This window comes from Microbispora rosea (genome assembly GCF_900156315.1).
In the GTDB taxonomy this organism is placed as follows: domain Bacteria; phylum Actinomycetota; class Actinomycetes; order Streptosporangiales; family Streptosporangiaceae; genus Microbispora; species Microbispora rosea.
This window is the reverse complement of the sequence record NZ_FTNI01000002.1, coordinates 406,689-427,200: the sequence shown is the minus strand read 5'-3', so window position 1 is coordinate 427,200 and position 20,512 is coordinate 406,689. Positions and strand designations below refer to the sequence as shown.

Here is a 20,512-nt window from a genome sequence, read left to right as displayed (position 1 = left end):
CCGACTTCTTAGAAGTGTACTTATAAAGTTCTCGTCCTACTACTGCGGCGCGAAGTGGGTGAGGACCTCGGGGTTGGCCATGGCGTCGGGGTTGGCGGCCTTCTCGACCGGGGTGCCGAGCAGGATCTTCCGTACGGGGACCTCCAGCTTCTTGCCCGACAGCGTGCGCGGGATGCCGGGGACCACGTGGATCTCGTCGGGCACGTGCCGGGGCGACAGCTCGGTGCGCAGGGCCGTACGCAGGCGAGACGTCAGCTCGTCGGACAGGGACGCGCCGTCGGCCAGGGTGACGAACAGCAGCAGCCTGCCCTCCTGGCCGAGCTGCCCGGTGTCGATGACGAGGCTGTCGGCGATCTCCTCGAAGCGCTCCACGACGCGGTAGAACTCGCTGGTGCCCATCCGTACGCCGCCGCGGTTCAGGGTGGAGTCGGAGCGGCCGTAGATGACGCAGCCGCCGTCGGGCAGGATCTTGATCCAGTCGCCGTGCCGCCAGACACCCGGGTAGTCGGCGAAGTACGACTCCCGATAGCGGTCGCCCGAGGGGTCGTTCCAGAACATGACCGGCATGGACGGCATGGGCCGGGTGATGACGAGCTCCCCCACCTCGCCCACCATCGAGGCGCCCGCGGGGTCGAAGGACTCGACGGACGCGCCGAGGCAGCGGCACGGGATCACGCCGGCCCGGATCGGCAGCAGCGGCACCGCACCCACGAACCCGGTGCACACGTCGGTGCCGCCGGAGAACGAGCCGAGCTGCACGTCGGGCCGCACATCCGAGTAGACCCAGGCGAACCCCTCGGGCGGCAGCGGCGAGCCGGTCGAGCCGATCCCCCGCAGCCGGTCGAGCCCCCGCGGCTTCACGCCGGCCTTCATCGACGCCATGATGTACGGCGCGCCGGTACCGAAGTACGTCACGCCCTCCTCGGCGGCGAGCCGCCACAGGGCACCGGTGTCGGGGTGGGCCGCGCTGCCGTCGTACAGCAGGACGGTGGACCCCACGAGAAGGCCGCCGATGAGGTAGTTCCACATCATCCAGCCCGTGGTGGTGTACCAGAAGAACACATCGCCCTCGCCGAGGTCCTGGTGGAAGGACAACGACTTGAGGTGCTCCAGCACGATGCCGCCGTGGCCGTGCACGATGGGCTTGGGCAGGCCGGTGGTGCCGGACGAGTACAGCACCCACAGGGGATGGCCGAAGGGCACCCGCTCGAACTCCAGCGGCGCGGTCTCGGCACGCAGGTCGTCCCAGCTCAACGCGGTATCGGGGGCGTCATCGGGCGCGCCCTCGCGGAGCGCTGGAATCCATACGGTGGCCTCCAGCGTCGGCAGCTTCCCGGCGATCTCGCGCACCACCGCCGACCGGTCGTACGCCTTGCCGCCGTAGCGGTAGCCGTCCACCGCGACCAGCACCTTCGGCTCGATCTGGGCGAACCGGTCGGTCACGCTGGGCGCGCCGAAGTCGGGCGAGCAGGAGGACCAGATCGCCCCAAGCGAGGCGGTGGCCAGGAAGGCGATGAGGGCCTCGGGGATGTTCGGCACATAGGCGGCGACCCGGTCACCACGCCCGACACCCAGCCGCACGAGGCCCGCCCGGACCCGGGCGACCTCCTCGCGGAGCTCACCGAGCGAGTACTGCCAGCGGCTGCCCGATTCGTTGCGGAAAATCACCGCCGACCGGCCAGGGTGGCCGCGCAGCGCGTTCTCGGCGTAATTCAGGGCCGATCCCGCGAACCATTCGGCGTCCGGCATCGTTCCCTGGATGACGGGCCCGTCGCCACGCGTACCTACCACGCCGAAGTAGTCCCATATGGAGGTCCAGAAGTCGGCCGGAGACTCGACCGACCACTTCCAGACGTCCTCGTAGTCCCCCGTACGGCCCAGTCGTTCCATGTAACGGGTGATCCGGGCCGCACGTACGACGTCGGGCGTGGGTTCCCAGAGCAGAGCGCCTTCCTCGACCATGTCCCCATCTTTGCCACGCTTGCGCCGCATGTCACCCTCCCCGCCCACATAGAAAGGGCCTGTCATATGTGGGTTCTGAGCTGGTCGATCGCCATCCGGGCGGCGGCTCCGATCGCGGCGTCGGCCCGCGGCTGATTCTGCGCGGTGCCGAACGACCGGGTGAACACGGCCACGGCGTAGCGCCCGCCGTCGGGATACTCGACCACCCCGACCTCGTTGCGCAGCGTGGGCAGCGTGCCCGTCTTGCCGCTCACCGCGACGTCGTCGAACGGGAAGCCCGAGGCCAGCCGGTGCGGCCACACCTGCAGCGCCATGAGGCGGCGGATCGCCGCGCAGGAGGCCGCTCCCGCCGCCTCGTCCCGCCAGATCATGGCCAGCAGCCGGGTCATCTCGCGTGGCGTGCTCCGGTTGCCCACCGCCGGGTCGAGCGCGCTCAGCCGCGCCACCACCTCGGGGTCGGTGCACGCCTGGGTCACGGCCGACTGATCCGCCACGCCCGCGTCCACCCACAGGCTGGTGAGCATCTCGCGGCAGTTCTGCACCACCCGCGTCGCCGTCAGCCCGAGGCCGTCGAGCAGCGCGTTGACCGCCTCCCTGCCCACCCGGGCGAGCAGCACGTCGGCCGCGGTGTTGTCGCTCACCGCCATCATCAGGTAGGCCAGGTCGCGCAGTGACAGCGTGGCGTCGTCCAGCATCGCCGCCAGTCCGGTGCCCCCACCCGTACGGTCCCCGGCCGGCACGCCGACACGTTCGGTGAGGTCGAACAGCCCGCGCTCGGCCTGGCGCTGCAGTTCCAGCAGCAGGGGCACCTTGAAGACCGACGCGAGCACCACCGGCTCGTCGGCCCGCAGGCCCACCTCGCGCCCGTCGTCGATGTCGACCGCGTGCAGCCACCCCGTGACGCCGGCGGACCGGAAGACGCGCTCCACGGGATTAATGCCGGGGTTAATGCCGGGTTTCATGCGAGGAACCCGGTCGCCGGGCGCGGCGTCACCCGCGGCGCGGGCGGCACGCCTTCGTCCACCATGCCGGCGCTCTCTTTCAGCACCTGTACGGCCACGGTCGTGAAGTCTCGCACGTACGGCCCCGGCTCGGTCCGCCAGGCAGGGGAGCAGCGCCAGGCCAGGGGCGCGCCCGCCAGGGGTCGCCACACGACGCCCGGCACCTCGGCGGGGGCGCCGAACGCGACGGCCGTTCCGGACAGGACCAGGCCGAGGGCGAACTCCAGGCGGTCGGTGCAGACGATCTCAGTGGGGACGAAGCCGCCCCGGCGGCACGAGGCCAGCGTGTCGTCGTACAGGCCGGGCTCGGCGTCCCGGGGAAACAGCACCAGGTCCCGCCCGGCCAGGTCGCCGAGGTGCACGGTCGCCCAGGCGGTCAGCTCGTCGTCCTCCGCCAGCAGGACACCCGGATGCCGGACGAGCACCGGCCCGTACGCGAGCCCGTTCGCGGCGACCGGATGCCGCAGCAGCCCGACGTCGAGCCTGCCCTCCAGCAACGCGCCGACCTGCGCGGCCGTGCCCATCTCGGTCAGCGACAGCCGTACGTCGGGGCGGCGGTCGCGAAACCCCGCGATGAGCGCGGCGAGCACGGCCGCGCCCAGGTCGGCGGGGACGCCCGCCCGCACGACCGCCGCGTCGCCGCGCGCGAGGTCGGACATGAGGTCGCGCATCCGCTCGACCCTGGCGACGATCTCACGGGCCTCGGGCACCAGCAGCCGTCCCGCCTCCGTGAGCGCCACCCGCCGGCTCGACCGCTCGAACAGGCGCACGCCCAGCTCCTCCTCCAGCCGCCTGATGCGCTGGCTCAGCGGCGGCTGCGCCATCCCCAGTCGCGCGGCCGCGTTCCCGAAATGCAGCTCTTCCGTCACAACCAGGAAGTAGCCGAGATGCCGGACCAAGTCCACGAGCTGGGAGCATATCCGAACCGCACATGAAGCACGTTGATATCCATATTGGACATTCTTCCGGCCGATCTGCTGCTCTTGGCGTGCACTCGACTCGAAGGGGGACGCATGCGAGAGCGAAGGCGCTGGCCGTACGTCACGGCGGCGGTGCTCGTGCCGGTGGTGGCCGCGGGGGTCACGGTGTGGGCGCTGCGGACGAAGGGATCACCGGAGGAGACCGCGCGGGACTTCCTCGCGGCCTGGTCACGTTCGGACTACGCGGCGATGCGCACGCTCGCCGCCGACCCGCCGGCCGGCTTCGAAAGCACCTATCGACGCTTCCACGACGACCTGAAGCTCACGGGGCAGCGATTCCAGGTCACGAACGTCCAGGACGACACGGTGCGGTTCCGGGCGCGGCTGACCGGCCCGCTGCCCATCGCGTACGACGGGAGGCTCCGCCTGGTCGAGCGCGACCGCGCCTGGAAGGTGGCATGGACCTCGACGGCCATCCACCCACGGATGGGCGACGGTGTCCGGGCCAAGCTCACCACCGTGCCCGCCGAGCGCGCGCCCATCACCGACGCCGACGGCACCCGTATCGACACGCCGGACGCCCCCGGCTCCGTGCAGCAGATCGTCGAGGGGCTGCGCGAGCAGTACGCCTCCCGCCTGGCCGGCACCGCGTCCGCCCGGGCCGACCTGGTCGACACCCGTACGAACACGAAGGTCGCCACGCTGGCCGAGGGCGGGTCGAAGCCCGGCAAGCCGCTGCGGACCACCCTCGACCTGCGGGTGCACCAGGCGGGAGCGCAGGCCCTGGAGGGCGTGGACAAACCCGCCTCGCTCGTCGCGCTGCGCCCGTCCACGGGCGAGGTCCTCGCGGTGGTCAACAAGCCGGGCGGCTACAACCGCGCCCTGCTCGGCACGTATCCGCCCGGCTCGACTTTCAAGATCGTGACGGCCTCGGCGCTGGTCGCCGGCGGCGTCACGCCCGGCCAGACCGTCGAGTGCCCGGCCGAGAAGACGATCGGCGGCTTCCCGTTCCACAACGCCGAATTCCACGACTACGGCACGCTGCGCTTCGTCGACGCCTTCGCCCACTCGTGCAACACGACGTTCGGCGACATGGCGGTCCGCCGCCTCGGCGCCGATCGCCTGTCCAAGGTGGCCGCCGACTTCGGTTTCGGCGCCAGCATCAAGATCGGGGTGCCCGCCGTGGACGCCGCCTTCCCCGCGCCGCATGACGACACCGACCTCGCGTCCGCGGCCATCGGCCAGGGGCGCGTCCTGGCCAGCCCGCTGAACATGGCCGCCGTCGCCGGCGCCATCGCCGCCGGCACCTGGCGGCAACCCCGGCTGGTCCCGGCCTCACTCGTCCCCGACGGCGGCACGCCGCCGCGCGCGCTGGAGCCCGCGGTCGTGTCCGCGCTGCGCCGCCTCATGCCCGCCGTCGTCAGCGAGGGCACCGCGAGCGGCGTCTCCTTCCCCGCCGGCACGGCCGGCAAGACCGGCACGGCCGAGTACGGCTCGGCCGATGACGGCCAGAACCCTCCGACGCACTCGTGGTTCATCGGCTACAAGGGCGACCTGGCCTTCGCCGTCGTGGTCGAGGGCGGCGGCACCGGAGCGCAGGTGGCGGCCCCCGTCGCGGCCCGCTTCCTCAACGCGCTGTGACAACAAGGCACTGTGACATTAAGGCGCTGTGACGACGCTCAGTACGGCCAGCCGGGGACGTTCAGCCGCACGCGGTAGAGACCGAAGTTGCCGCTGTTCCCGCCGCGGGAGGGCGTTCCCGAGGTGATGTACAGCGTCCGGCCGTCGGGGCCCCCGAAGGCGACGTTGGTGGTGTCGAGCCCGGCGGAGATGGTGCCGAGCTGAACGCCGGACGGCGCGTACACGTGGACCTTGCCGTCGTTGAAGGACGCCTGGTAGAGGTTGCCGGCACAGTCGATGGTCGCGCCGTCCGAGCCGTTCAGGGACGCGAAGTCGGCGCGGGCGCCGACGCTGCCGTCGGGGTTGACGGGCCACTTGTAGATCCGGCCGGTGCCGTTGCCGCCGACGTAGAGCGTCTTGCCGTCGGGAGAGAGCACGACGCCGTTCGGCTCCCGGATGGTGTCGTCGATCAGCGAGACGACGCCGTTCTTGACCCGGAACACGCCGGTGCGGCCGGACATCTGGTCGGGCCGGTTGGCGCGCTGGAAGTCGGGGTCGGTGAAGTAGACGGTGCCGTCGGCGCCGACGGTGAGGTCATTGGGTGAGTTGAAGGCGCGGCCTTGATAGGACGAGGCGACCACGCCGCGGGTCCGGTCGGGCAGGCGGAAGGAGGAGACGCTGCGCTGGTCGTGTGTCGCGGCCAGCAGCGTGCCGCCGTCCCGGCTGAGGGCCAGGCCGTTGCTGCCGGAGCCGGAGATGAAGGTCTCGAAGGTGTTCGGCTCGGTGAACCGCAGTACGTCCGCGGGCTGGACGCCTTCCGATCCCGTGCCGTCGCGCATGAGCGACAGCAGCAGGGTCTGGGTGGTGGCGTCCCAGACCGGGCCTTCGAGGAAGTTGAACCCGTCCCGGATCTTGGTGGCGGTCACCGACGACGACGGCAGCGGGTTGGGGTAGGTCGCGCCCGGCGTACACGGTCCGACGCCGGGGCGCGGCGTGCCCGGCGTGGGCGTGACGGTCGGAGTCGGGCTCGGCGTGGGACTCGGGCTCGGCGTTGGAGTGGGGCTCGGCGAGGGACTCGGGCTCGGCGAGGGACTCGGGCTGGGCGAGGGGCTGAGGGTTGCGGGTCCGCTGCACATGAAGCCGTTGAGCCAGAAGGTGGCAGGCACGGGGTTGGCGCCGGTGAGGCTCGCGGTGAATCCCATGCCACTGACCGTGGCGTTGGTGGCGATGGAGCCGTTGTAGGACACGCTGGTCGCGGTCACGTGCGTGCCGGACTGCGTCCAGGTGGCGTTCCAGCCGGACGCGATCTTCTGACCGGAGTCCGGGAAGTCGAACTCCAGCTTCCAGCCGCCGACAGGGTCGCCGAGATTGGTGATGGCCACGTCGCCCTGGAAGCCGCCGCCCCATTGGTTCACGATCGTGTAGGTCACCTTGCACCCGGCGGCGGCCGTGGCCGGAGTCGTCGTCATCGCGGATCCACCGGCGACCAGCGCGGCGGCCAGTCCGGCGGCCGCGACGGTTGCGAGACTTCGTCTCATCAGGAGTCCTTTCGGAGACAGGAGCCAACCGGCACGCCACGCGGCGCACAGCCGGCCGCGCGTTCCGAAATTAAGCGACCGAGCAGGCGGTAGTGATCGGTCCCCCGGTACGACGATCGCCGGGTAGGACGCGGCCGACGGTGCGGTGAACGATCGCGCGCCGCGCCTACGGCCGCCCCGGCCTGGGCGAACGCGGCCGCCCGCCCGACCGGCGAGCCGATCGGCGGCCGAAAGGAACCACGCCCCGGCGCTGAAACGTTCAGCCCGCGCCCCCGGTGCTCCCCCGAGTCCGGGGTCAGTGGGCCGTACGGTCGGCCGGGGTGGTCAGGCGGGCGACGGCCGCGACGACTTCGGAGGGGTTGGACAGGTCGGAGAGCACGATGTCCGCCCCCGCCTCGCGCAACTCGGCGGCCGTGGACCGGCCCGACGCGACACCGATCATGGCGGCGCCGCCGATCGTCGCCGCCTGGACATCACGCGTGGAGTCGCCGATGAGGACCGTGTTGCCGGCGGTGAAGACGGCGCCGTGCCTGGCCTTGGCCCGCCCCTGCGCGACCTGCAGCAGGGTGGCCTTCGGGTAGACCTCCTCGCCGTAGCCGCCCACCTCGACGTCGATCCACTTGTCCAGCCCGAACGCCTTGAGCTTGTGCACGGCGTTGCTCTTGATGGTGCCGGTGAGCACCGACTGGACGACGCCGTCGAGACGCGACACGGCCTTGAGCGCGTCCTTGGCGCCGGGCAGCGCACGGCCCTCCTTGGCCAGCCGCCCGCGCCGCTCCGCGAAGCAGACGGCCAGCGCGTCGAGGAATCTCGGCAGATGGTGGTCCTCGACGGCGATGCCGTTGACGGCCAGGGTCTCGAAGACGATCTCCGAGTCGGGACGGCCCAGCGCCGGTGCGAGCTTCACCAGCGGTCGCCCTGTCACCATCCGGAACGCGTCCGCGTAGGCGTCGCGGGTGACGATGGCGACGTCGACGAGCGTCAGGTCGATGTTCCAGAGAACGAGGCGGTTGATCGCGGCCTCCGTGGGGGTGCGGTGTGGATCGTGCTCAGCGTACGGCCCACGCGGAGTGCCCGCTGTATCCACAACCGTCTTATAACCCCTCACAGGCGGGACTGCTTGCGAGGTACCGGCCGAAATGCGCCCGGGCGCTCTTCCCGGCGCCCGTTACCCCGAGAGCCGCCGTGGCCGGAACCCGGCCCATGCGGCATGCGGAGAGTCCGCAAATCCGCCGCGGATACAGCCCGAACCCGCTTTCCCTCGCACCCGAGGCGCGGAGATCGTAATCGTCCACCACCTCGCAAACAAGATATTGACAAGACATGTCACCGAAGGTTCTCTTAATGATCAGTAAACGTTTTTTGCACTTTCCGCGCGGTTCTTAGCTCTCGTCCCACCCTGTCCAGAATGAGGCGGACGTCGTGTACCGAAAGCTGGGTTCTACAGTGCTGGCCGCGGTCCTCGCGATCGGCCTGACCGTAACCGCCGAGGGCGAGAGCGCGGCGTACGCCGCTCCCCGCGCCGCTCAGGCCGATCCAGTAGCGCCGGGAGAAGGAGCGCCGGAGGAAGGTGCGCCGACCGACGAGGCCGCCGGGCAGGCCGCCCGCGAGACCGGCCGCCCGGTCGAGGTGCTGGCCAAGCGCGGCGAGGACCGGGAGACCTACGCCAACCCCGACGGCACGTTCACCACGGTCGAGCATCTGCGCCCCGTGCGGGTGCGCGAGGGCGACTCCTGGGTCGCGCCCGACACGACGCTGGTCCGGCGGCCGGACGGCTCGATCGGGCCGCGCGCGAGCACCGTCGGGCTGTCGCTGTCGAGCGGCGGCGACGCACCGCTGGCCCGCGTCGCCAGGGCCGGCCGCGAAATGTCGCTGAAGTGGCCCGGAGGGCTGCCGGAACCCGAACTGCAGGGCGACTCGGCCGTCTACCACGACGTCATGAAGGACGTGGACCTCGTCGTACGGGCCGATGTGGACGGCTTCTCCCACACCCTCGTCGTCAAGACCAGGGAGGCCGCCGCGAACGGCGCGCTGACCCGGCTCACGCTCGGCCTCGGCGGCCCGGGGCTGGGTGTGCGGACGAAGGACGGCGGCGCCGTCGAGGCGGTCGACGCCGCGGGCGGCGGAGCGCTCTTCGAGGCGCCCGCGGCGGTCATGTGGGACTCCGGCGCCCCGGCCCCCGCGCTGAAGGCGGCGACCTCGGCCCCGCTGGAGCGCGGCCCCTCCGACACCTCGAAGGTCGCCGGCCTGAGCGCGGCCGTGGAGGGCGGGAGCCTCACCCTCACCCCCGACCGGGCGCTGCTCGACGCGCCCGACACCCGCTATCCCGTCTACATCGACCCGGTGTGGAAGACGGTCAAGGCGTCGGCCTGGGCCTACGTGTCGCGTACCTACCCCAGCCAGTCGTACTACAAGTTCGGCGGCAAGGCCGACTCGGGCATGGGCCTGTGCTCGGGCGACTCCAAGTGCGCGCCGTCCGACGTCAAGCGCATCTTCTACCGCATGCCGACCAGCGCGTACGCCGGCAAATACATCATCTCGGCCGACTTCGTGGCCAAGGAGACCTGGTCGTACTCGTGCGACGGCCGCACCGTGCAGTTGTGGCGCACCAAGGGGTTCATCGAGAGCTCGACATGGAACTCCACCTCGGACAACTGGCTGGAGCACCTCGACACCCGTGACGTGGCCAAGGGCTGGTCGTCCAGCTGCCCCGCGGGCGACGTCGAGTTCGACGCGACCAAGGCCGTCAAGGACGCCTCGGCGGGCAAGTGGTCGACCACGACGTTCGGCCTGCGCGCGGGCTACGAGACCGACCCCGGGGGCTGGAAGCGCTTCGCCGACGACGCCTACCTGCGGGTCAACTACAACACCCCGCCGCCGCAGCCGAAGATGTCGAACCTGTCGATGAACCCCGGCGGCACCTGCGTCTACTCCCCCGCCCCCGCCGTACGCGTGCCCCCCACCATCTCGGCGGTCCTGCTCGACGCCGACTCCGCGGACGCCAAGAAGGTGTACGCCGAGTTCGGCGCGACCTGGGACGGCGCGCAGAAGTGGTCGTCGGGCAAGATCGGCCCGAAGACCACCGGCTCGACCTTCCAGGTCACGCTGCCGGCGTCGATACCCGAGAAGAAGACGATCAACTGGTACGTCCGCACCTGGGACGGCTACCAGTACAGCCCGTGGAGCTACGCGGGCGACGCCACCGCGTGCTACTTCACCTACGACAAGGGCGTGCCGGCCGCTCCCACGCTGTCGTCCAGTGCCTATCCGCAGTCGGACCCGGAGAACGAGGCCGATCCCTGGTATGACGGCGTCGGCCGCTACGGCCGTTTCACCGCGGCCTCGTCCTCGTCCGACGTGGTCAAGTACTGGTTCGGCGTCAACTCCAACCCGACCTCCGCCAACGAGCGCAAGCCGTCCAGCGCGGGCGGGGCGGTGACCATCGACATCGCACCCGATCACGCCGGGCCGAACTACCTCACCGTGAAGGCGTTCGACGCGGCCGGCAACTCCAGCGAGATCGGGCGCTACGTGTTCCGCGTGAAGACGGGCTCCCCGGCCAAGGCTCAGTGGGCCCTGGACGAGCCGATCGACTCCACCCAGGTGGCCGACGTCTCGGGCGCGTACCCGGCGACCGTGTACGGCGGGGTGACGCTCGGGGTGGACGGCATGTCGAAGACCGCCATGCAGACCAACGGCACCGACGGCTACGCCAGGACCGCCGGGCCGGTGCTCGACACGCGCAACGGCTACGCGGTGTCGGCCTGGGCGCGGCTGCCCGCCACCAAGCCCACGCACGCCGGGATCATCGCCACGCAGATCGGCGCCCAGCGCAGCGGGTTCGAGCTGTACTACTCCTCCGGCTACGACCGGTGGATCTTCAACCGCTACAACAACGACACGACCGACGGCACGATCACCCGGGCGATCGGCACCGCCTCGCCCCAGGGCAGCGAATGGACCCACCTCGTCGGCGTGTACGACCCGGTGGCCAAGAACATCAAGCTGTACGTCAACGGGCAGCTCCAGGCCACGACGGCCTACACGACCCCGTGGAACGCCACCGGCCCGGTGCAGATCGGCGCGGGCTGGTACGGCAAGCTCGACGCCTTCTTCCCCGGCGAGATCGACGACGTGCGGCTGTTCGACCGCATCGTCACGCCCGAGGAGGTCGGCAACCTGTTCACCCAGCATCCCGTGGTGGCCTCGCGCTGGAAGCTGAACGACTCCGCCTCCGCCGTACGGGCCGCCACCGCCTACTGGAAGATGGACGAGGCGGCCGGGGCCCCGCGCGCGGAGGAGTCGGGCGGCGCCTACCCGGCCGGTCCGCAGGGCGGCGTCACGTTCGGCGCGGCGGGGCGGTTCGGCAAGGCCGTGCACCTCGACGGCACGACCGGCTATCTCAAGACCGGCGGCCCGGTCCTGCCCGACACCACCAAGAGCTTCTCGGTGTCGGCCTGGGCCAAGCTCCCGGCGGCCAAACCGACCCACGCCGCGATCATCGCGACACAGGCCGGCTCCCGGCGCAGCGGGTTCGAGCTGTACTACTCCTCCAGCTACGACCGGTGGATCTTCAACCGCTACAACAACGACAACGACGACGACGTGATCACCCGGGCCCAGTCCACGGCCGTGCCCGAGGGCGGCGTCTGGACCCACCTCGCCGGTGTGTACGACGCGGCGAACAAGCAGATCAGGCTCTACGTCAACGGCAAGCTCAACTCCACGACGGCCTTCACCACGCCGTGGAAGGCCACCGGCCCGGTGCAGATCGGGGCCGGCTGGTACGGCACGCTGAAGTCCTACTTCCCCGGCGACATCGACGACGTGCGGCTGTACGACCAGATCATCAGCGACTCGGAGATCGCGACACTGGCCTCCGGCGCCTCGCTGACCATCGCCGCCGACGACGGCCCGTCCGGGCGCCACGTCACGCTGAACGGCAACGCCAGGATCGACCAGGGAGCTGGCTGGGTCGGCACCCCGCCGGGCGGCCTGGTGCTGGACGGCGACGGCGACTACGCCGCCACCTCCGTCCCGGCCGTCCGCACCGACGAGAGCTTCACGATCGCGGGCTGGGTGACGACCGCGGGACGGCCGTCCAGGGCCGCGGCGGTCTTCAGCCAGGAGGGCTCGGTCAACAGCGCGTTCACCCTGCGCTACCGGCCCGACCCGGCCGACCCGGCGAACGCGGGCGGCTACCAGATCGAGATGCCGGACAAGGACGCGACCGGCGCGGCCCGGCCGACCGCCGAGCATTCGGCCTTCCAGTCCGGCTTCGACTGGGATCACGTGGCGATCGTGTACGACGCCTTCCAGGACGAGATGCGGCTCTACGTGAACGGCGAGCTGGAACAGGTCGAGGACACGGTGTCCTGGCGCCACAACGTGATCGGCTTCAACGCGGGCAAGGGGCTCCAGCTCGGCCGTACCAAGGCGGACGGCGCATGGGCCGAGTACTGGCCCGGCGTGATCGACGACGTGTGGGCCATCCAGGGGATCGCGACCGAGGAACAGATCCAGATGCTGGCCGGCGGCACCGAGCTGGCCACGGACACCGGCCTGTAAGCGAACTCGAAGCAGCCCCGGCCGCCGCGCGGCGGCCGGGCGGGAGGTTGCGCATGAACGGGTTCCCCCACCCGAAGAGGTTCAGGCAGCGGTTCAGACAGCGGTTCAAACGCAGGGTCGCCGCGGTCACGGCGCTGGTGACCGTCGCGGCGTCCCTGGTCGCCCAGCCCGCGCAGGCTGCGGCCCCGGACGCGGGACGCCCGGAGGTGAGCAGCTCCGAGCGAGTGGTCCGCGGTGAGACGCCGGGCGTCAAGCCCCGCCGCCCCGACCCGGCGGGCGCCCCCGCAGGCGCCTCCACCACGCGGCGGCCCGCGTCCGGCGAGGTGAAGGTCACCTCCCCTGCCGCCGTGCGGATGCTGGACGGCGCCGCCGCAGCGCGCGTCGGCGCCGACGCCGCCCTGTTCACGGTCAAGGCCGCCGGAGACAGGGCGTCGAGTGTCACCGTCGACTACTCGGCCCTCGCCGGTGAATTCGGCGGCTCGTACGGCAGCCGGCTGCGGCTGGTCCGGCTGCCCGCCTGCGCATTGACGACCCCCGACCAGCCCTCCTGCCGTACGGAGACGCCGGTCCGCGCGCGCAACGACGCGGCGAGCCGCACGCTCACCGCCACGGTCCCGGCGGACGCGACGGTGCTGGCGGCCGTTTCCGGCGACTCCAGCGACAAGGGCGACTACAAGGCCACCAAGCTGTCGCCGTCGGCCACCTGGACCGTGGCCGAGCAGTCGGGCGACTTCTCCTGGTCCTATCCCCTGCGGGTGCCGCCCGTCCCCGGTGAGCTGACGCCCAAGGTGGAGATCGGCTACTCCTCCGGCGCGGTGGACGGCCGCACCTCCAACACCAACAACCAGCCGTCCTGGGTGGGCGAGGGCTTCGACTACTGGCCCGGCTACATCAAGCGCGCCTACAAGCCCTGCGCGGACGACGGGGCGCCGAAAGACCAGTGGGGCACCCCGCCCGGCGACCAGTGCTGGGCGTACGACAACGCCGTGATCAGCTGGAACGGACGCGGCGGCGAGCTGATCCAGGCATCCGACGGCACGTGGCGGATGAAGAACGACGACGGCACCCGCGTCGAACGCCTGAAGGACACGGCCAAGGCCAACGGCGACGACGACGGGGAGTACTGGAAGCTCACCACCCCCGACGGCGTGCAGTTCTTCTTCGGGCTCAACCGGCTGCCCGGGTGGAGCAGCGGCAAGCCGGAGACGAAGTCGGCCTGGACGCACCCCGTGTTCGGCGACGACGCGGACGAGCCGTGTCACGCCTCCACCTTCGCCGCCTCGTGGTGCCAGCAGGCCTACCAGTGGAACCTCGACTACGTCGTGGACCCGCGCGGCAACGCCATCACGTACTACTACCAGCAGGAGGGCAACCACTACGGCCGCAACCTCAAGCCCGAGGACGAGACGCCGTACGTGCGCGGGGGCTGGCTCGACCGCATCGAATACGGACAGCGCTCCGACACGCTGTTCACGGCCAAGGCCCCGGCACGCGTGGTGTTCGGCGTCTCCGAGCGGTGCCTGAAGACCGACGCCTTCGACTGCGACCCTAGCAAGATCGGCTCGAACCCCACCAAGTGGCCGGACGTGCCGTACGACCTGAACTGCGACACCGGCACGGAGTGCAAGGCGACCCATGGAACGCTCGCGCCCACGTTCTGGTCGCGCAAGCGGCTCACCGGCGTGACCACGCAGGTGATCAAGGCCGACGGCACCTACCGCGACGTGGACAACTGGGCCGTCGACCACCTGTGGGGCGACGCGGACATCGACCAGGCCCTGCTGGTGAAGTCGATCACGCACACCGGTCGCGCGGCCGGCAGCCCGGTGGCGCTGCCCTCGGTGACCTTCAACCACGTGCAACTGCCCAACCGGGTGGACAAGCAGGGCGACGACATCCCCCCGTTCGTCAAGTATCGCCTCGGGGCGATCTACGACGAGTCGGGCGGGCAGATCGACGTCAACTACTCCGACGCCGACTGCACGCTCGGCTCGCTGCCCACCCCGGAGACCAACACCCGGCGCTGCTTTCCCGTCAAGTGGACGCCCGCCGGGTACGAGGACCCGATCACCGACTGGTTCCACAAGTACGTCGTCACCCAGGTCGTGCAGACCGACCGCACCGGCGGCTCCCCCGACGCGCTGACGACGTACGAGTACCTCGACGGCGCCGCCTGGCACTATGACGACGACGACGGCATGACCAAGGAGAAGTACAAGACCTGGTCGCAGTGGCGCGGCTACGGCCGCGTACGGGTGCGGACCGGCGGCTGGAACGACCTGCGCTCCCTGGTCGAGACGCGCTACCTGCGCGGCATGAACGGCGACCGGGCCGGCCCGAGCGGCGGGACGAAGAAGGTCACGGTCTCCGACGGCGAGGGCGGCAGCGTCGTCGACGAGGACCCGCTGCAGGGGTTCGAGCTCAAGCGGACCGAATACGAGGGCGTGGACGGCGCCGTCGCGGTCAAGACCGTCAACACGCCCTGGTATCAGGAGACGGCCAAGCGCACCCGGAGCTGGGGCACCGTCACCGCGAACATCGTCAACGTCGCCAAGACGCACACGTGGACCGCGATGGACGGCGGCGGCTGGCGGGAGACCGAGAGCGGGACGAAGTACGAGCCCGTCGCCGGCCTCACCACCGAGGTGGACGACAAGGGCGACCTGTCCACCGCCGCCGACGACCGGTGCACCCGCACCACCTACGCCCAGAACACCAAGGCCTGGATGCTGAGATATCCGGTCAGGGTGGAGACGGTCGCGGTGGCGTGCTCGGCCACCCCCGACCGGTCCAAGCAGGTCGTCGAGGACGACCGCACCTACTACGACAACGGCGCCTTCGGGACCGCGCCCACCAGGGGCGACATCACCCGTGTCGAGACGATCGCCGCGCACGACGGCACCACCGCGACGTACGTCGCCAAGGAGGTCTCGACGTACGACGCCTACGGCCGCGAGCTGACCACGAAGAACGCGGCCGGCCACGTCACGACCACGGCCTACACCGACACCGGGGGGCTGAACACGGGCGTGAAGGTCACCGGGCCGCCGGTGGTCCCCGGCGACGCCTCGACGGCCCACGTCACCAGCCAGGAGAAGGACCCGGCGTACGGGTTCGAGACCGTCAAGATCGACGCCAACGGCAAGCGCACCGACCTGGAGTACGACGCGCTCGGCCGCCTGCTGAAGGTGTGGATGCCCGACCGGTCGAAGGCGGCGGGCCAGACGCCGAACCTGGAGTTCAGCTACCGCATCGTGGACGGCGAGATCGTCGCCATCGGCACGAAGAAGCTGGACGCCGAGGGCGGCCAGACCCCGCCGACGTACGAGCTGTACGACGGGCGGCTGCGGCTGCGCCAGACCCAGGAGCCGGGGCCGGACGGCGGCCGCCTGGTCAGCGACAAGTTCTACGACTCCCGGGGCAACGTGGCCCGCGAGTACGGCCAGTACTACTCGACCACGGCCCCCTCCACCAAGCTGTTCGGCGCGTACGAGGGCGACGTCGAGTCGCAGAAGGTGTTCGACTACGACGGCCGCAACCGGGTCACACTCGAACGGTTCCTCGTCGGCAACGGCGAGACCAAGGAGAAGTGGCGCACGGTCACCAGCTACGGCGGCGGCAGGGTCACCGTCGACCCGCCGACCGGGGACACGCCGGTGACCACGCTGACCGACGCCCGCGACCAGATCGTCGAGCTGCGCCAGTACAAGGGCGACTCCCCCACCGGCGACTACGACAAGACGACCTACACCTACACGCCCGCCGGCAAGCTCTCGACCGTCAAGGACCCCGCGGGCAACGTCTGGACGCACTTCTACGACCTGCGCGGGCGGGAGACCGAGGTGCGCGACCCCGACAAGGGGACGACGAAGACGACGTACGACGACCTCGACCACGTGCTGACCACCACCGACGCGCGCGGCAAGACGATCTTCAACGTCTACGACTCCATGGGCCGTAAGACGGAGACCCGTGAGGGCTCGGCGACCGGCCCGCTGATGGCGTCGTGGGCCTACGACACCGTGCGCAAGGGACAGGCGTCCAGCGCCACGAGGTACGCGAACGGCCAGGCGTACACGACCACGTTCAACGCCTACGACAACCTCTACCGGGCCATCCGCACGACCGTGACGATCCCGTCCGCCGAGGGCGCGCTGGCGGGCAGCTACGTGTTCGACACGCGCTACAAACTGGACGGCACCGTCCAGTCGGCCACCTACCCCGAGGCGGGCGGCCTCCCGGCCGAGACCGTCGTCTACTCCTACGACGACCTGCGCAGGCCCACCACCATGTCGGGCCTGTCGCCGTACGTCACCGACTCGATCCACAGCCTCACCGGCAAGCCCGAGCAGTACGAGCTGTCGACCGGAGGCAAGAAGACCTGGTTCACCTATTCCTACGAGTACGGCACCCAGCGCCTGCGGTCGTCGCGGGTGGACCGCGAGAACGTGCCGGGCGTGGACCGCGACGCCACCTACACCTACGACGCCGTGGGCAACGTCGTCTCGATCTCCGACGTGTCCCGCAGCGGCACCGACACCCAGTGTTTCGCCTACGACTATCTGCGCCGCCTCACCGAGGCCTGGACGCAGGGCACCCAGTCGTGCGCGGGCGCGCCGAGCGCGAGCGTCATCGGCGGCGTCGCGCCCTACTGGCAGTCGTTCGGGTACGACGTGACCGGCAACCGCACGAAGGAGGTCGAGCACGGCGTCGGCGGCGCGGCCGACACGACCCGGACCTACGGCTACCCGGCCCCCGGCTCGCCGCACCCGCACGCCCTGTCCGGGGTGACCCAGACCGGCGGCGCGGGCGCCCGCACGGAGTCCTACGCCTACGACGAGACCGGCAACACCACCGGCCGCACGATCGGCGCCACGGCCCAGACGCTGGAGTGGGACGTCGAGGGTCGCCTGGCCAAGGTGACCGAGGGCACGAAGGTCACCTCCTACGTGTACGACGCCGACGGCAACCGGCTCATCCGGCGCGACCCCGGCGGCACCACGCTCTACCTCCCCGGGTTGGAGCTGCGCCTGGACAAGGCCGCGGCCGATTCCACGGCCAAGGTCCAGGCGACCAGGTACTACACGCACGACACCGTGACGGTCGCGGTGCGCACCACCGCGGGCGTGAAGTTCCTGGCCGCAGACCAGAACGGCACGGCGGAGCTGGCGATCGACGCGGCGAACCAGTCGCTGACCCAGCGCCGGTTCAAGCCCTTCGGCCAGCAGCGGGGAGCGCCGCCGGGCTCCTGGCCGGGCGAGAAGGGCTTCGTCGGCGGCACCGTGGACGAGTCGACCGGGCTCACCCACCTCGGGGCCCGCGAGTACGACCCCGCCACCGGCAGGTTCATCAGCGTCGACCCGATCATCGACCCGCACGACCCGCAGCAGATGAACGGCTACGCCTACGCCGGCAACAACCCCGTCACCTTCACCGACCCCGACGGCAAGTTCTGGGGCAGCTGGCTGGCGATCCTGCTGGCGCTCATGCGGGCCCTGCTGGCCGTCCTCAACCACGGAGGGGGAGGAGGTAACCACGGCGGCGGCGGTGGCCACGGTGGCGGTGGCGGCTCCACCGGCGGTGGCGGCGGCGCGCCGCACCGCTCCGGCCCGAGCTTCGGCTCCACGGTCAAGAGCAACACCCTGGCCAGCGTCGATCCACGCAAGTTCACCGCCCTGGGCTGGCTGGCGTACGGACTGGGCGGCCCCGCGGACATGCTCAACACCTGGGGTGAGAACTTCAAGGAGAGCCGCCGGGTCATGGCCGGCCTCTACAAGCTCAAGTCGGTCAGCTATCCGGAGGGCAACTGGCTGACCAAGTGGCTGTGGAAGGGGCTCGGCAAGTGGTACGACGCCAAGGCCAACCGGATCGAGGCGCGCGGCATCAAGTGGGGCGGCAGGCTCGGCAAGGCGGGCAAGTTCGTCGGCAGGTTCGGGGTCGTCGCCACCTTCGCCGACGGCGCCCTCACCCAATGGGGCAGCGACTCGGACAAGGACATCAACACCGGTGAGAAGGTCGCGCGGGCGACCATCCGCGGGGCGGCGGTCGCGGGCGGCTCCTACGCGGGGGCCACGATCGGCGCGGCGGCGTGCAGCCCGGGCGTCGTGCTCGCCGCGGTCTGCGGCGCCGCGGGCGCGTACGTCGGCGGAATGGTCGGCGGCGTCGTCGGCGACACCGCGATCGCCGCGTACGACCACCTGCGTAAACCGGTGGCGAACACCGTCAAGTCGATCGGGTCGGGTATCAAGAAGGGATGGAAGAGTGTCTTTGGGTAGTGCCGTGACCGACACGGTCGAGGCCGTGGGCTACCCGCACGCGCCGGTATGGGCGGTGCTCGCCGCCGCCCTGCTCGCGGTCCTCGGCATCGTCAACCACGTCAGGTTCGTCCGGGGCGGGCCCGGCAGCACCTGGGCGGCGCGGTACTTCGACGCCGACACCCCGAAGGAGCTGCGCAACCTGGCGTTCGCGCAGCTCCCCGGGGCCGTGATGTTCGCGATGTGGGCCGTGATGCTCGCCTACACCCGGGTCTCCGGCCAGGAGACCTGGGACGCGATCATGGGCCTGTTCCTGTTCGCATCGTTCGTCGTCGGAGGTGTGGCGGTCAAGCGGCTCTACCGGCCGCCGCGCAGGGCCAAACCCCGATGGCTGCTGGAGGAGGAACGCCAGGCCAGCTGATCAGACGAGGTCGAGGGCGTCGGCCAGCGAGTCCACCACCGGGACCCCGACGCCCTCCAGCTCCGACCGCCTGGTCATGCCGCCGGTGTAGAGGATGGCGCGGGCGCCGACGTGCAGGGCCGCGTGGGCGTCGTCCACGCTGTCACCGATGACGACGACCTTGGCCGAGTCGAGGCCGAGCGCACTCAGGTGCTCCACCATGTGCTCGGCCTTGTGGCCGCCGGTCGCCGAGCGCGAGCCGTCGATCCGGGTGAAGTGGCCGTCGATGCCGAACTCGCCGGTCTTGCGGACCAGCCGTTCGTGGCCCCACATGGACAGCAGCGACTGCGTGCGGCCCGACTCCCCCCAGGCGCGCAGACTCGACACCGCCCCCTCCGCGAGGCTGCACGCCTCCATCAGCCGGTGGTAGTGCTCGTGGAAGCCCGCGTCGAGCAGTTCCCATTCGCCCTCCCTGAGCGGCCGGCCGAGCATCCGCTCGTACGCCACCCAGATGGGGCGGGTGTACACCTCGCGGAAGCCGTCCGCGTCGTACGGCCCCAGGCCGTACGGCAGGAAGAGCTCGTTGGTCGCGCCGACGACGGCGTCGATGTCGTGGAAGAGCGTCCCGTTCCAGTCCCAAACAATGTGTGTCATCTTGCTCCCAGCTTAGACGCCAGGTGTGACATATCCATGAACGCCGTGCGTCAGCTGAGCAGATCGGGGATCTCCTGGGTGGCGTACCACAGCAGTTCGTGGTCCTCCGCGCCGTCCACGACGAACTGCGCGTCGTCGTCCCCGCCGTCGGCCGCGGACAGCGCCGCGATGGCCGCCTCCACATCGGGCAGGGCGTCGGCGTCGTCCACGTGGACCGCGGCGACCAGCCGCATCGGGATCGGCTCCAGCACCCGCACCCGGGCGCGCTCCTCCAGCTCGGCCCCGGTCTTCACGGTCTCGTCGGGCACCTCGGCCGCGATCACCACCCGCCGGGCGGCCGCCTGGACGCCGTCCGCGCGGTCGGCGGCCAGCATGCGCAGGGAGCCCCTGGCGGCCTCGGTCAGCGCGACGTACTCCAGCTCCTCGGTGTCACCCGAGGCGTACCACTCGATCAACGCGGGGGTGACCGCGAAGCCGGTCAGCGGGGCCGGGCCCAGCTCCCCCGCGGCGACGACGCGCGCCAGCGCGGGAATCGTGGACGGCAGATAGACGCGCATGCGTTCCTCGACTCGGTCTGTGGTTGAAGCCATTGCGG

11 protein-coding genes are annotated in these 20,512 nt (G+C 70.9%); 4 read left to right on the top strand and 7 right to left on the bottom strand.

Going from position 1 to position 20,512, the window contains the following annotated elements; genetic code table 11:
• Window positions 1-39: 39 nt before the first annotated feature.
• The 3 genes from BXA11_RS04605 to BXA11_RS04595 form a co-directional block, all read right to left on the bottom strand.
• Entirely contained in the window at window positions 40-1,962 is a 1,923-nt protein-coding gene (locus BXA11_RS04605; protein WP_076432927.1) for an acetoacetate--CoA ligase, read from the bottom strand.
• A 62-nt stretch (window positions 1,963-2,024) separates the two neighbouring features.
• The gene (locus tag BXA11_RS04600) at window positions 2,025-2,924 is read right to left on the bottom strand and encodes a serine hydrolase (RefSeq protein ID WP_076432925.1); all 900 of its coding nucleotides are present in this window, start codon (window positions 2,922-2,924) and stop codon (window positions 2,025-2,027) included.
• A complete protein-coding gene (locus BXA11_RS04595) occupies window positions 2,921-3,868 on the bottom strand; it encodes a LysR family transcriptional regulator (RefSeq protein WP_030509313.1) in 948 nt (315 codons plus the stop codon). The genes BXA11_RS04600 and BXA11_RS04595 overlap by 4 nt, the downstream gene beginning before the upstream one ends.
• A gap of 108 nt (window positions 3,869-3,976) precedes the next feature.
• Here BXA11_RS04595 and BXA11_RS04590 point away from each other — a divergent pair, with 108 nt between their 5' ends.
• Window positions 3,977-5,524 (top strand): penicillin-binding transpeptidase domain-containing protein, encoded by a 1,548-nt coding sequence (locus BXA11_RS04590; protein WP_076432923.1) that lies wholly within the window; start codon window positions 3,977-3,979, stop codon window positions 5,522-5,524.
• A gap of 38 nt (window positions 5,525-5,562) precedes the next feature.
• On the opposite strand, the gene BXA11_RS04585 is transcribed toward BXA11_RS04590, so the two are convergent.
• Complete coding sequence (locus tag BXA11_RS04585; RefSeq protein WP_076432921.1) at window positions 5,563-7,041, bottom strand: SMP-30/gluconolactonase/LRE family protein; 1,479 nt, start codon at window positions 7,039-7,041, stop codon at window positions 5,563-5,565.
• A gap of 295 nt (window positions 7,042-7,336) precedes the next feature.
• Window positions 7,337-8,056, bottom strand: a complete 720-nt coding sequence (locus tag BXA11_RS04580) for an HAD family hydrolase (protein WP_076433174.1) — start codon at window positions 8,054-8,056, stop codon at window positions 7,337-7,339.
• 431 nt (window positions 8,057-8,487) lie between these two features.
• Between BXA11_RS04580 and BXA11_RS04575 the strand changes: the two genes are divergently transcribed.
• The 3 genes from BXA11_RS04575 to BXA11_RS04565 are packed head-to-tail and all read left to right on the top strand — an operon-like array spanning window position 8,488 to window position 19,284.
• A complete protein-coding gene (locus BXA11_RS04575; RefSeq protein ID WP_083743945.1) occupies window positions 8,488-12,609 on the top strand; it encodes a LamG-like jellyroll fold domain-containing protein in 4,122 nt (1,373 codons plus the stop codon).
• Between the two features lie 53 nt (window positions 12,610-12,662).
• Complete coding sequence (locus BXA11_RS04570) at window positions 12,663-18,884, top strand: RHS repeat-associated core domain-containing protein (RefSeq protein WP_076432917.1); 6,222 nt, start codon at window positions 12,663-12,665, stop codon at window positions 18,882-18,884.
• A 4-nt stretch (window positions 18,885-18,888) separates the two neighbouring features.
• Complete coding sequence (locus BXA11_RS04565; protein ID WP_076432915.1) at window positions 18,889-19,284, top strand: hypothetical protein; 396 nt, start codon at window positions 18,889-18,891, stop codon at window positions 19,282-19,284.
• Here the strand turns inward: BXA11_RS04565 and BXA11_RS04560 are convergent, their stop codons facing one another.
• Together BXA11_RS04560 and BXA11_RS04555 are read right to left on the bottom strand one after the other, a co-directional pair.
• Window positions 19,285-19,917: an HAD family hydrolase gene (locus BXA11_RS04560; protein WP_030509320.1), complete on the bottom strand. Its 633-nt coding sequence runs from the start codon at window positions 19,915-19,917 to the stop codon at window positions 19,285-19,287.
• A gap of 50 nt (window positions 19,918-19,967) precedes the next feature.
• On the bottom strand, window positions 19,968-20,474 hold the full coding sequence (locus tag BXA11_RS04555) for a DUF6912 family protein (RefSeq protein WP_076432913.1): 507 nt from the start codon (window positions 20,472-20,474) through the stop codon (window positions 19,968-19,970).
• Window positions 20,475-20,512: the final 38 nt, after the last annotated feature.

Coding starts and splice junctions, on each gene's coding strand:
- BXA11_RS04605 (WP_076432927.1), bottom strand. CDS start 1,962: ATGGTCGAGGAAGGCGCTCTGCTCTGGGAACCCACGCCCGACGTCGTA.
- BXA11_RS04600 (WP_076432925.1), bottom strand. CDS start 2,924: ATGAAACCCGGCATTAACCCCGGCATTAATCCCGTGGAGCGCGTCTTC.
- BXA11_RS04590 (WP_076432923.1), top strand. CDS start 3,977: ATGCGAGAGCGAAGGCGCTGGCCGTACGTCACGGCGGCGGTGCTCGTG.
- BXA11_RS04585 (WP_076432921.1), bottom strand. CDS start 7,041: ATGAGACGAAGTCTCGCAACCGTCGCGGCCGCCGGACTGGCCGCCGCG.
- BXA11_RS04570 (WP_076432917.1), top strand. CDS start 12,663: ATGAACGGGTTCCCCCACCCGAAGAGGTTCAGGCAGCGGTTCAGACAG.
- BXA11_RS04560 (WP_030509320.1), bottom strand. CDS start 19,917: ATGACACACATTGTTTGGGACTGGAACGGGACGCTCTTCCACGACATC.
- BXA11_RS04555 (WP_076432913.1), bottom strand. CDS start 20,474: ATGCGCGTCTATCTGCCGTCCACGATTCCCGCGCTGGCGCGCGTCGTC.